This window comes from Arthrobacter sp. SLBN-122, from assembly GCF_006715165.1.
Taxonomy (GTDB): domain Bacteria; phylum Actinomycetota; class Actinomycetes; order Actinomycetales; family Micrococcaceae; genus Arthrobacter.
In genome coordinates, this window is record NZ_VFMS01000001.1 from 3,021,807 (window position 1) to 3,034,329 (window position 12,523).

The following is a 12,523-nucleotide window of genomic DNA, read 5'->3' on the forward strand; positions in this document are numbered from 1 at the left end:
CTGAGACTGGCCCCAGAGTGATTTTTCTTCGGTCCGCCACACGCGCGCATGTATCAGCCGAGATTCTGCCTTGTGTCCCTTTTTGGCTATAGTTTATCCCGGGGGACGGACCTGTCATTAGATTGACGAGGGCTATAGCTGGGTGACACCACAGGCAGGAAATGCACCAGAGAATTGGATTTCGACTCGGGGGTCAGCGGTCGATTGAGGCCATGTTGGTTTCGTCGTGGCGTTCTCCGGCGGCGGGCCGGAGCGCGTTCAGCCGTCCCAGCTGGTCGGCGGTGAGTTCGATGCTGTATGCCGCGGTGTTCTCCTCGACCCGGGCGACCCGGCGGGTGCCGGGGATCGGGGCGATGTCGTTGCCCCGGGTCAGCAGCCAGGCAAGGGCAGTCTGTGCGGGAGTTGCTCCGACCTCGGCGCCGATAGCCTTCACTTCGTCGACGATCGCGAGGTTCCGGTGGAAGTTCCCGCCGGTGAAACGGGGGTTGGTCTTGCGCCAGTCGTCGTCGGGGAAGTCCTCCACGGAGCGAATTTGACCGGTCAGCAGGCCATGTCCGAGTGGTGAGTAGGGGACGAAGCCGATGCCGAGTTCGCGCAGCAGCGGCAGGATCTCCTCTTCCACGTCGCGGGTCCACAGGGAGTATTCCGTCTGCAGCGCGGTTACGGGCTGCACGGCGTGTGCGCGGCGGATGGTTTCCGGGGAGGCCTCGGACAGCCCGAAGTGCAGCACCTTGCCCTCGGCGATCAGGTCCGCAACGGCGCCTGCGGTTTCTTCGATGGGGGTGTTCTTGTCGACCCGGTGCTGGTAGTAGAGGTCGATGTGGTCGGTGCCGAGGCGCTGCAGGGACCCCTCCACAGCGGTGCGGAGGTTCGTTGCGCTGCTGTCGATCACGCCGGCGCCGCCACTGGAGTGGGAGACGAGCCCGAACTTTGTGGCGATTTTGACCTGGTCCCGGCTTCCCTTGATCGCCTGGCCGACGATCTCTTCGCTCAGGAAAGGCCCGTAGATCTCGGCCGTGTCGATGTGGGTGACTCCGAGATCGAGTGCGCGGTGGATCGTGCGGATTGACTCCGCGTTATCCAGAGTGCCCTCGCTGGTGTAGGTGCCGGCCATAGTCATGGCGCCGAGTCCGATGGCGGAGACTTCCAGGTCTCCAAGGCGTGCGGTCTTCATTGTGTGTTCCCTTTCGATAAGAAGTGTTCTGGTGTTGTCTACTGGGCTTGGACGAAGCCCAGGGATTCTTCGAGATAGTTGACGAAGGCGGGGCTTCGTCCCTGGTCGCGGAAGAATGAAGCCGGGAGCGGCGGGCGGGGAGTCTCGTAGGCGTGGTCCGCCAGGGCCCGCTGGGGGAAGTCGTGGTGCACGACAGCGCCGCTGGCCACGAAAACGAAATCACTGCCGTGATCGAGGGCTCGTTGTGCGCCCGCGGCGCTCATGACGTCCCCGGAAACACCCACCACGGTTGTGCCCCTAGGGAGATCTGTGAAGAGATCGACAAGCACCTCGCCGGTGTGGAGGCCGCCCTCTACCCGGGTGTCGAGGCTGCGGACGACCAGATCGAGGTAGTCGACCAGGCCGCGTTCGAGGAAGACGGCGACCAAGTCCCGAAGTTCGGGCAGGTGGGGGTCCTGGCCGCTGAGGGCGAGTCGCAGTCCGATATGGAAGTCGGGGCCGCAGCCCGCCCTGATTCCCTGAATGATTTCCCGGAGCAGGCGTGAGCGTCCCTCCGGGTTTTTGCCGTAGAGATCGGTGCGGCGGTTCGTCTGAGGAGACAGGAACGCCGACAGGATGAAGCCGAAGGCCCCGTGAAGTTCGACGCCATCGAAGCCGGCCCGTTGGGCGCGTCCGGCTCCTGTAATGAAATCATCCCGGAGCTGTTCGACTTCCGGAAGGGTGAGCGCCCGGGCACCGGTTTCCTCGTTGTCGGAGGGTCCAACGAGTGCTTCGGATCCGATCAGTTCCTGACGCGCGAACATGCCCCCGTGGTGCAGCTGGACTGATGCGAGAGTCCTGTGGCGGTGCGCGATTTCTGCCATGGCTGAGAGTCCGGGGATGTGGCGGTCGTCGTAGATGCCAAGCTGGCCGGCGAAGGACTTGCCGTTTGTCTGCACGTTGGCAGCGGCCGTGGTGAGCATCGAGTACCCGCCGCCGGCCAGTTGCTCAAACCAGTGGAGGTCGTGTTCTGAAGCAGTTCCGTCGTCGTGGCTCTGCTGGTTTGTCAGCGGGGCGAGAGCGAACCGGTTCTGCAACACCGAACCCGTGGCGAGTGTCAGTGGATCGGTCAGAATTGGCATAAGTGCTTCCCTAAGAGTCGTAGGACAGTGCCGCGGAGAGCTCGCGGTTCGCTTCGATTTGTTGCTGGACTGCTGCTTGTTTCTGCTCGATCATCTGAGCTGCGTCCGCGCCGGCGATGAAACGCAACGGGAGGGTGCCGCCGTCGGAGAGGGTGACGATGGCCTGGCCGAGCTTGGCGGGGTCGCCGGGCTGGGTGCCGTTCATGCCCTCGAATGCGGCCAGCGTCTGAGCGGTCGCTTCGGCGTAGTCCTCGATGTCGAGCTCGGCAGCGATCGTGGAGGAGCCCGCGACAAGGAGCTCGGTGCGGAAGAAGCCGGGCTCCACGGCCATGGATTCGATGTTGAACTGGCCCAGTTCCTGAGCCAGGGACTCCACCCAGCCCTCAAGGGCGAATTTCGATGCTGCGTATGCGGACTGGAATGCGCCGCCGACGAAACCGGCTGTCGAGGTAACGGTGATGACCTGGCCGGATTTCTGCTTTCGGAGCACCGGCAGGACTGCGCGCGTGACATTGAGCGGGCCAAAGAAGTTGGTGTCCATCTGAGCACGGAATTGCGCGTCGGTGATGGTCTCGAAGAAGCCGGCGTAGAAGTTGCCGGCGTTATTGACGAGGACGTCGATCCTGCCGAAGCGCGCGATTGCTTTCTCAACTGCTTCCTCGGCCGCCTGCTGGTCGGTGATGTCCAGGGCGACGGCCAGTAAGTTCTCGTGGGCGCGGACGGCAGTCTCGACCTTGGCGGCGTCGCGGCCGGTGGCGACGACTTTGTGGCCTGCAGCGAGGGCCGCCTGGGCGATGTCGATGCCGAGTCCGCGTCCTGCTCCGGTGATGAACCAAACGTTCTTTTCTACCATGACTGTGTGTGTCCTTCTACTTTGTGGATCCGGCCCGTTGCCCATCCGATGACCTGATAGATCCAGTAAAGAAGAACCCAGCGGCCCGAGGCAGACCCGCTCTATAGGGTTAATAAGCGGGACCCCCTCGGGGGTGGTGCCTGACGTAGATTTGAAGCATGACCACCGCCGCCAACATCCGCGAGTTCCTTATTACGCGCCGGTCGCGGCTGACCCCTGCAGAGGCCGGACTGCCCGACTTCGGAGGCCGTCGCCGGGTGCCAGGGCTCCGCCGCGAAGAGGTGGCCCTGCTCGCGGGAATGAGCGTTGAGTACTACGTGCGCCTGGAACGGGGGAACGCGTCAGGAATCTCGGATGCCATCCTCGATGGCATCAGCCGCGCGCTCAAGCTCGACGACGCCGAGCACGCCCACCTGTACGACCTGGTCCGGGCCGCGAACCGGGGCACGAGGACACCGCAACGAAAGCCCGCCTCCCGCACACATCAGATCCGTCCCGGCACCCAGCAGATCCTGGACGCCATGACGTTTCCCGCGATCGTACAGAACGGGAGAATGGACATCGTTGCCACGAACACGCTCGGTCGTGCGCTCTTCTCTGAGATGTTTGTAGAGCCTCATGAGCCCGTGAACTTCGCCCGTTTCCTCTTCCTCGATCCCCGGGGCAGGGTTGCCTACCGCGAATGGAACGACTCGGCCGAGCAAATTGTCGCTCTGCTCCGCGCCGAATCAGGGCGCGTGCCCTCCGACCGTGCCCTCCGCAGCCTCATCGACGAGCTCTCAAACGGCAGCAGCGAGTTCGCGGCCCTCTGGGAAGCCCACGACGTGCGGATACACCTTGCTGGCAAGAAACTCTTCCATCACCCGGACGTGGGCGACCTCGATCTCAGCTACGAAGCCATGCAGCTCATGACCGATCCGGGGCTCCAATTCGTTGGCTTCACAGCCGAACCGGGATCCGCCACTGACCACGCTCTCCGCCTGCTCGGAAGCCTCGCGGCGCGCCACCCCGAGGAAATCAGGCTCGAACGGTAGGAAAGCGCTCAACCTGCCGGTCCCTCGGCATGTTCCCTGGGGGTAGACGAGGTTGACTGCTCAGCAGGCCGGGATGTTGGCAGTTTGATCGACCAACCATTGGCGGTAGCTCTTGGCGAGAGCATCGTTACGGATAAGGCCTCGTTCCAGGCTGGAGATTTTGGAGGGCCAATGACCGAGCTCGCGGGCTGCGGTCGCGATGGTGAATCCCAGCTGGGTGCGCAACTGGCGCAGGTCGGCGTTGTTCGGTGCAGGCCGAGGGTCGGTGATTGGCGGTAGATTTCCCGGGCTGCGTACCGCTTAAGACAGCGCATGATTTCGCGTTTGCTCTTGCCCTCCGCGGTGCGTTTGGCCACGTAGTCCTTGGTCCGCGGGCACGAGCCCATACGCACCAGCACCACCTGATGCAAGGCACGGTTGGCATTGCGGTCACCGCCTCTGCTGAGCCGGTGACGGGTCGTCTTGCCTGAGGACGCGGGCACGGGCGCAACCCCGGCGAGGGCAGCGAACTGGGCATCGTTCCCAAGTCGATCCGCATTGTCCCCAACAGTAACCAGGAGCTGACTGGCCACTTCCGTTCCGACGCCCGGAAGGTCACAAAGCATCGGTGCGTAGGTGTCGACGATTTCCTGGAGCGCGGCGTCGGCGGTGGCGATTTCCGCCGCGAGAGACTGGCAACGGGTGGCCAAGGCCTTTAACGTCAGTAGGGTCACGTACTCAGGGTCAGCAATATGGCCCGAAGGCCTGCAGCGCTGCAGAGCAGTGATCAGTGCAGAGCTTCCCAACCCTCGGTATTTCGCCCGGAGGTTGTCCGGAGCCGACACAAGAAGGCCTTTGATCTGATTGATTGCGGCGGTGCGGGCCTTCACTGCCGATGTGCGCCCGGCACGCAGGATGCGCAGGCATTCCACGGGTCCGTCTTTACCTTTCGGGATCGATTTGCTCCGCCCGTCCAGCACCGATTGGGCGGCCTGGTAGGCGTCCAACGGATCAGATTTGCCCTTCAGTCGGCGTGCAGCCCGGTTCGGGCGGTTCACCTCGAACACGGACAGACCTTCATCGCGCAGAGTCCTTGCGATTTCGGCGCCGTATGAGCCTGTCCCTTCGACTCCTACAGCGGAAACACGACCGTAGCTCGTGATGAATTCCACGATCTTCCGGTACCCGGATCCCACGGCGAGGAATTCCTTGTCCGCAAGGGGCTTGCCATATTCGTTAATGACAGCCACATGGTGCGTGTCGGCATGGGTGTCGATACCTGCGATGACTGTCGTTACTTCACTTGCCAATGTGGAAGCCGTCCCTTACTCGAGATCAATGCTGAACGGAGCGCGGGCCAGGTGGGCAGACAAAACGGTAATGGGACTGGTCGAATCAGGCTCCTATGAGGTCATGTCCGCCTGGCTCGACACCCTTTGACGGACCTTGAGCCGGCGGACTGATCGTCGCTAAGACAGTGCCGCCAGGCACGTCAGTTTTTTGGCGGGTCACGCCGACTCAAGGACTTTTCCAGTATTACCGTTTTTTGGATGGCCTATGGGCGGCGCCAGGCAAGCAGGATGGCAGCACCTATGCTGCGAGTTCATTGGCTTAGGCGCCCTCCGCCAGGCCCATAAACATTGTCCTGTGCAGGATGTCCACATGTTTTCGGGCCACCTCCACCGCTTCCTCAACCTTGCGGGCGCGGAGGGCTGCCACGAGTGCGATGTGGTCGCGGTTGGACGTGTGCAGCTTCTCGATGGGGTAGGGGATGAAGTAGTCGTACAGCTCCGCCAGGGTTTGGTGGTAGACCTCGACGGCGGTTTCCAAGCATGATGCCGTGCCCACCAGCTGATGGAACTGCTCGTCCATGCGGTGGTAGAAGGACCAGTCGCTGGCCCCGGCCATCTCACGGGTCAGCCGTTCCAGCTCATCCAGTTGCTCAGTGGTGGCATTCACTGCCGCGTAGTGGGTGACTGCGCATTCGAACAGCAGCCGCCGGTCCACCAGTCGGTTCACCGCCTGGGACTCCGCGGGGGAAGCGGAAAGTGACGCCAAAACATCATTAGGCGGCGAGTCCGCCACAAACGTCCCGCCGGCCCGGCCGCGCCGCCGCACCACCACGCCCTGCTCCGCCAGGCTCGCCAGCGCACGTCGGGCCGTAATCGGGCTGACCGACAGACCCAGGGCCACGTCCTCCTGGTCCGGCAGCCGCTCGCCCGGTTTCAGCAAACCCAAAGAGATAGCCATACCTATCCGCATCCGGACCGCGTCCATGGCGCTGCGCCGCTCCATCCCGGTCATCCTGCCGGTACCCAGGCGTGAGGGCTCGGCGGTGTCCTCCAGCTGATCCGTCATAACCGCTACTTTACGGCCCACACCGGCCCCCTTCCCTTTATTAGATCATTCTGATCTAATATAACCCGGATCACACCCCACAGCGGAGAAAAACCCATGCAACGCATCCTTCCCCTCGTCGCGGCCCAGGCAAGGCCCCGGCTCATCGGCGAACCTGTCTCGGCCTTCGCCGACGAGGTCAAAGCAGCCCTCGAAGCCCAGCCGCACAGCAAGCTGGTAATCTTCCCCGAGCTGCACCTCTTCGGCGACGAAGACCCGGACCTGCAGCGCGCCGAAATGCTCCAGGCCAGCGCCGAACCGCTGGACGGGCCACGGGTCACAGAGCTCAAGCAGCTCGCCAGGGACCTCAACATCTGGCTGGTCCCCGGCAGCGTCTGCGAACGCGGCCCCGAAGGCCAGCTGTTCAACACCCAGCTGGTCCTGTCGCCGGAGGGGGAGCTCGCGGGCTACTACAGGAAGATCTTCCCGTGGCGCCCGTTCGAGCCCTACGATCCCGGCGACCGGTTCACCACGGTGGACCTGCGCGGCATCGGCAGGCTAGGCCTGAACATCTGCTACGACGCCTGGTACCCGGAAGTGTCCCGCCAGCTCGCCTGGATGGGCGCCGAGGTGATCCTCAACGTCGTCAAAACCACCACGCCGGACCGCAGGCAGGAGCTAATCCTCGCCAAGGCCAACGCGATCGTCAACCAGGTGTTCATGGTCAGCGTCAATTGCGCCGGCCCCACCGGCAAGGGCCAGAGCATCATCGTGGACCCGGAGGGCAACACCCTCGCCGAGGCCCCGGACGCTGAACCGGTGCTGCTCACCGCGGAACTGGACCTGGCCGCCGTCGAGCATGTCCGCACGCACGGCACGGAGAACCTCAACCGCCCCTGGTCCCAGTTTCGCGAGGGGGAGCCCGCCGTCGAACTTTCCGTCTACCAAGGCCGGATCAATCCGGCCACCTGGACACCGCCGTCCTACAAGCCGTAAGGAAACCACCGTGACAACAACCCTCACCCGCACGCTGAAGCTGCCGTCGCTGGTCCTGTTCGGGCTGGCGTACCTGACGCCGATCATCGTCCTGGGGATCTTCGGCATCATTGCCGAGACCACCGGCGGCGCCGCGCCCGCCGCATACCTCGTGGCGCTGGTAGCCATGCTGTTCACCGCACACAGCTACGGCCGGATGGCCATCGCCTACCCCGTGGCCGGCTCCGCCTACACGTACGTCCGCCGCTCCATCGATCCCCGGGTTGGCTTCCTGGTGGGCTGGGCCGTCCTGCTTGACTACCTCTTCCTGCCCATGGTCATCTGGCTCATCGGCGGTTCCTACCTGACCGCCCAGTTCGCCGGCATCCCCATCGGCGTCTGGATCGTGGGCTTCATCGTCATCACCACGCTGCTGAACATCCTGGGCATCAAGGTGGCGGACAAGGCCAACTACGTGCTGATGGCCTTCCAGCTGCTGGTTCTCGTGTTCTTCGTGGCGCTGGCCATCGGCAACGTGGTGTCCGCCAACGGGGCCGGGGGACTGGCCAGCGGGGAGCCGCTCTTCAACGACACGTCCAGCTTCGCGACCATCTCCGCGGGCGCGGCCATCGCCGCCTACTCCTTCCTGGGGTTCGACGCCGTCACCACCCTCACCGAGGAAACCATCGACCCGCGCCGGACCGTGCCGCGCGCCATCATGCTCGTGGCGCTGATCGGCGGCGGCATCTTCGTGGCCGTGTCCTACGTGACCCAGCTGGTGCACCCTGGTGGCGTGTTCGAGGACTCGGCGTCCGCGGCCAGCTCGATCGCCCTGCAGATCGGCGGGGAGCTGTTCGGTGCCGTGTTCCTGGCCGGCCTGGTGGTGGCGCAGTTCGCCTCCGGCCTTGCCGCGCAGGCCAGCGCCTCCCGGCTGATGTACGCCATGGGCCGCGACTCGGTGCTGCCCAAGGCCGTCTTCGGCAGGCTCAGTGAGAAGTACCACACCCCGGTGGCGAACCTGGTCATCACCGGCATCATCGGCCTGATCGCGCTGTTCCTGGACGTGGCCACGTCGACGTCGTTCATCAACTTCGGTGCCTTCACCGCCTTCACGCTGGTGAACGCCTCGGTGGTGTTCCACTACTTGCGCCAGCGCCGGGCCGGGCAGCAGCTGAACCCCGTGTCCTACGTGGTGGTCCCGGTGGTCGGCGCCATCATCTGCGCCTACCTGCTCTCCCAGCTGGACAGCAACGCCATTACGCTGGGATTGTCCTGGCTTGCTTTGGGCATAGTGGTCCTGGCCCTGATAACCCGGGGCTTCAAGGCCGCGCCGCCGGAGATGACGGCCACCGAGAAGGCGACGGTCGAGGCGGCCGCCTGAGCCTGTTTGCTTGTTGTGTGGCCCGTTGGGGCCGGGGAAGGAACGCTTGTGAGGATAGCGCTGGGGCAGCTGAAGTCGGGTGCCGACATCCGGGCCAACCTCGCCGCGATCGACCGGTTCGCCGCCGAGGCAGCGCGCGACGGCGCCGCGCTTGCCGCTTTCCCGGAGTACGCCACCTATGAGAAGAAGAAGGTGGACGCCACGTTCCCGGCGGTGGCCGAGCCGCTGGACGGGCCTGTCTGCCGGGAGCTTGCCGCTATTGCCCGCCGCCACCGCATCGCGCTGGTGGCGGGCGTGGTGGAAACCTCGGAGGAGCCGGACAAGGCGTACAACACGCTGGTGGCGTTCGGGCCCGACGGCGGCCGGCTGGCTTCCTACCGGAAGATCCACCTTTTCGACGCGCAGGGCTTCGGGGAATCCACGTTTATCAAGCCCGGCCCGTCCACGGAGCCGGTGGTGTTCGAGCACGGGGGAGTGCGGTTCGGGCTGATGACCTGCTACGACCTACGGTTCCCGGAGCTGGCCAGGTCGTTGGCCGACGCCGGCGCTCAGGTGCTGCTCGTCTGTTCGTCCTGGGTGCCGGGCGAGCACAAGACTGAGCAGTGGCTGGCCTTGAACGCCGCCCGGGCGATCGAGAACAGCGTGTATGTGGTGGGGGTGTGCCAGGCACCGCCGGTGTCCGTGGGACGAAGTGTGCTGGTGGACCCGATGGGGGTTATCGAGGCTGACCTGGGGGTGGTGGCAGGTGTGCGGGCGGTGGAGGTGTCGCTGGAGGCGGTGGACCGGGTGCGGGAGTCGTTCCCGATGTTCCGGCAGCGGCGGCTTTAAGGCCGGCAGTACGAATGCTCAGGGAGGGCCGCTATCGACTGGTGCCGGTGAACTTGGTCGCTGACGTCTTCTGAGGGCGGCCGTTTCCGGCGGGAAGACGAATCACTGGCTAGCCAGCGCTTACGGTTATCGTCGCCAAAAACAGGCTTGCCGACAACGCCGCGATGGACCCGCTAGCGGAGCGTCATGCCGCGGCCAGAGTCTGTTCATCAACTGGGGAAGGGATTGGAGATCGTAGGGGCCACCAGAAACCGGATCCGGAGTCAGGGCAGCTGGCGAGCTACGTCATGATCACAAATAAGACAAATTTGCTCATGGCACTCTCCGACCCCGGCGACTATCCGAAAATTGTGGGAGGCTAGTGCCATCCCCAGCGGTTGTAGAGTGCGGTGCTCATTCTGTACTCGTAGAACGAGTAGGAACTCTGTATGTCTGATACGCAATTTCAAGCTGTCATAGCTTGCGTAATCCTGTTGCTTGTTATCGCATCCGCAATCATCTTTGCGCGTTGGAACCATTCACGACTCATGAGTAGAGCGCGGGCGGAGATCGAACCCGACGAAGCCCTGTCCCTTCGTTCGGAGTTTCTTGATGCTATAACAGCCGCAAGCGCCAATCAGAGAACAGTCGTAAACACGCTTCCCTTCTGGAGAGGAACCGGATACCGCGGATATCAAAGAACGATGGTAATCGAACCGCTACTCACTGAGCACATAGTTTCTACTCCTCCCAGTAGCGGCAATGCGTTCGCGAACTTGTTCGACAGAGCTGTCAACTATGCTTTCTGCATTCCAGCATCTTCGTTAATTCTTAGCGACCGAGATTGGTTACGAATGGTTCACGATGGGGTTAGTGCTAAGAATCTCGTTATAGAAAGGATGAGAATTACTTTGAAATCGGACAGTCATGATCGCACCAACATTATCAATAGCGGCGGGGGCAACGTCTCAGCAAATCAGGCCGGCGGGAACGGAAAACAGACTGTCCGGAATGTATCCCAAGAGCATCGGAGCCTACCTATGGGTGAGTTCGTCGAGCTGATAAAAGCGTTGCGTCTGGATGCTGTAAGTGCGCCAACACGAGAAGTAAGGCAGCAAATAAACGAACTTGCCGATTCCATGGAGGACGAAGTTCAAGCAGACCAGCCAGACGAACTTCGGCTCGAAGGACTCCTGGCGCGAGCGACGCGTTACGTGAAGAATTTCGGATTGGCCATGACAACGACAAAGGAAGTTATCGATGCCATTGGCAACTTTGGAAAGTAGAACGGCCTCGTCGCGCCGTATCGCGACATCGCACTGACGTCGACGAGCAGCACTACCACTCTTGCGAAATACAACGTGCTCTGCTGAATGGGTCCGAGACAGCGACGTCCGCTGATCCCTTTGGTGCTCGAGCGCGGAAGAACGCGGTTCGGCTGATCACCGGCTGCGAACGGTGCGGAAAGCAGTTCGCGCAGCGCTCTGGCGCCTTTTGGGCTTCGACACCGATGCGATTTGACCTTTCACTGACTTGGCCGGGCAAAGACAACGTATGGAAGGTACTGCCGACACGTCGAGCCCGTCGTTACCAGCTCCGTTCGTGATCGTGTCGAACGGGATTGGGTTCTGGGTGAAGGCATAATTGCGGCATGACTGAACCATCGGCGTACGAGCTCGAAGCATGGCACAACATCCAGCGGTTCAAAGGCCGACCGCTCTCACAGGCGATACGAAATGCGGGCGAGCAGGTGGCCATCGGCGCTGAGAAGATCGGTGAGCGCGCCACGCAGTATTTGGAGGAAAGGCCAGGAGCTCAAGCTACCGTTGTTCGGGGACAGGAGCTCGTTTCCAAGGGAGCTCACGCGCTCGGCACCGGGGCTCGAAAAGCGGCCGAGGCCATTCCGGACGGAATTTCCGATTGGAGCGGCGCTGCATTTACATCGATGCGCAAATCGGTGGCGAGGGTCTCAAGGGCAGGACTCTCACCAAAGCAAGTGGTAGCGAAGCACAAGAAGCGAAAGCATGCCGTCAGTAACCTTTCCGACCTGCGACGTCTGGACCTCGAGCAGATCGACGCTGTTCGTGGACGAGGGGCGAGCTGGGGATATCCACTTGCTGCTGCGCTTTCTGGAGCCGGTGCAGGGCTGGCGATCTCCGGCGGGGAACTTGCAGTCCCCCTCACTGGTGGTGCCTCGGCAGCACCTTCGGGCGCCGTAATCGCCGGCGCCTTCGTTGGCGACGCCGCATTAGTTCTGGCACTCGGGTCCCGCTGCGTCGGCGAAGTGTCGTTGCACTACGGCTACGATCCGGAAGAACCTGCTGAAAAGCTCTTTATCATGTCTGTCGTCAATGCCGGAACGGCTGTGTCCGCCGGTGCGAAGTCTGCCGCACTGGCCGACATGTCACGCCTCACCCAAGCTCTTGTCCGCAAAAAGACGTGGGAAATTCTGGATAGATCGATCGTCTCTCAGGTCTCGAAGCAATTCGCGAAGGCCTTCGGCGTTCGCCTCACGAAGCAGGGGCTCGGCAAGGTTGTCCCCGTCGCAGGAATTCTCGTGGGCGGGACCCTTAACTGGACCACTTTGGAAGGGATCTTTGACGCCGCCAATATCGCGTACCGTCGGCGGTTTCTCCTTGAAAAGTACCCGCACCTTGAAGAGGGGGAAGCACAAGGATGGCTTCCTTATGACGACCAATCCGGCCTAGACGACTCCGACGAACCTATCAGCGTGCTCGGTGAGATCGTCGAGGCGGGCGGCCCCGACCTGCACTGATCTTGGCGTCTCCGCCCGAAGGAGTGTGGTGCAGATCGGTCCAGGCCGTGGACGCCGACCTCAAAGCTGGGCCACACAACAGTGAC

Annotated in this window: 11 protein-coding genes; 6 read left to right on the forward strand and 5 right to left on the reverse strand. The window is 62.8% G+C overall.

Annotation, left to right across the window (positions count from 1 at the left end):
- Window positions 1-193 precede the first annotated feature (193 nt).
- From FBY36_RS14075 to FBY36_RS14085, 3 genes are read right to left on the reverse strand one after another with little or no spacing between them, the layout of a single operon-like run.
- Window positions 194-1,174, reverse strand: a complete 981-nt coding sequence (locus FBY36_RS14075; protein ID WP_142120325.1) for an aldo/keto reductase — start codon at window positions 1,172-1,174, stop codon at window positions 194-196.
- Window positions 1,175-1,212: 38 nt separating this feature from the next.
- Complete coding sequence (locus tag FBY36_RS14080; RefSeq protein WP_142120327.1) at window positions 1,213-2,295, reverse strand: NADH:flavin oxidoreductase; 1,083 nt, start codon at window positions 2,293-2,295, stop codon at window positions 1,213-1,215.
- 10 nt (window positions 2,296-2,305) lie between these two features.
- Window positions 2,306-3,148 (reverse strand): SDR family NAD(P)-dependent oxidoreductase, encoded by an 843-nt coding sequence (locus FBY36_RS14085; RefSeq protein ID WP_142120329.1) that lies wholly within the window; start codon window positions 3,146-3,148, stop codon window positions 2,306-2,308.
- Between the two features lie 158 nt (window positions 3,149-3,306).
- Here FBY36_RS14085 and FBY36_RS14090 point away from each other — a divergent pair, with 158 nt between their 5' ends.
- A complete protein-coding gene (locus tag FBY36_RS14090) occupies window positions 3,307-4,182 on the forward strand; it encodes a helix-turn-helix domain-containing protein (RefSeq protein ID WP_142120331.1) in 876 nt (291 codons plus the stop codon).
- Between the two features lie 8 nt (window positions 4,183-4,190).
- On the opposite strand, the gene FBY36_RS14095 is transcribed toward FBY36_RS14090, so the two are convergent.
- Both FBY36_RS14095 and FBY36_RS14100 read right to left on the reverse strand, forming a co-directional pair.
- Window positions 4,191-5,471, reverse strand: a complete 1,281-nt coding sequence (locus FBY36_RS14095) for an IS110 family transposase (protein ID WP_235008840.1) — start codon at window positions 5,469-5,471, stop codon at window positions 4,191-4,193.
- A 301-nt stretch (window positions 5,472-5,772) separates the two neighbouring features.
- The gene (locus tag FBY36_RS14100; protein WP_142120333.1) at window positions 5,773-6,519 is read right to left on the reverse strand and encodes a FadR/GntR family transcriptional regulator; all 747 of its coding nucleotides are present in this window, start codon (window positions 6,517-6,519) and stop codon (window positions 5,773-5,775) included.
- A gap of 96 nt (window positions 6,520-6,615) precedes the next feature.
- Between FBY36_RS14100 and FBY36_RS14105 the strand changes: the two genes are divergently transcribed.
- The 5 genes from FBY36_RS14105 (at window position 6,616) to FBY36_RS20860 (ending at window position 12,437) form a co-directional block, all read left to right on the forward strand.
- The gene (locus tag FBY36_RS14105) at window positions 6,616-7,494 is read left to right on the forward strand and encodes a carbon-nitrogen hydrolase family protein (protein ID WP_142120335.1); all 879 of its coding nucleotides are present in this window, start codon (window positions 6,616-6,618) and stop codon (window positions 7,492-7,494) included.
- 10 nt (window positions 7,495-7,504) lie between these two features.
- Entirely contained in the window at window positions 7,505-8,854 is a 1,350-nt protein-coding gene (locus FBY36_RS14110) for an APC family permease (RefSeq protein WP_142120337.1), read from the forward strand.
- Between the two features lie 48 nt (window positions 8,855-8,902).
- The gene (locus FBY36_RS14115) at window positions 8,903-9,682 is read left to right on the forward strand and encodes a carbon-nitrogen hydrolase family protein (RefSeq protein ID WP_142120339.1); all 780 of its coding nucleotides are present in this window, start codon (window positions 8,903-8,905) and stop codon (window positions 9,680-9,682) included.
- Between the two features lie 428 nt (window positions 9,683-10,110).
- Window positions 10,111-10,947, forward strand: coding sequence for a hypothetical protein (locus FBY36_RS14120; RefSeq protein WP_142120341.1), 837 nt, complete (start codon window positions 10,111-10,113; stop codon window positions 10,945-10,947).
- 365 nt (window positions 10,948-11,312) lie between these two features.
- Window positions 11,313-12,437, forward strand: a complete 1,125-nt coding sequence (locus FBY36_RS20860) for an EcsC family protein (protein WP_142120343.1) — start codon at window positions 11,313-11,315, stop codon at window positions 12,435-12,437.
- Window positions 12,438-12,523: the final 86 nt, after the last annotated feature.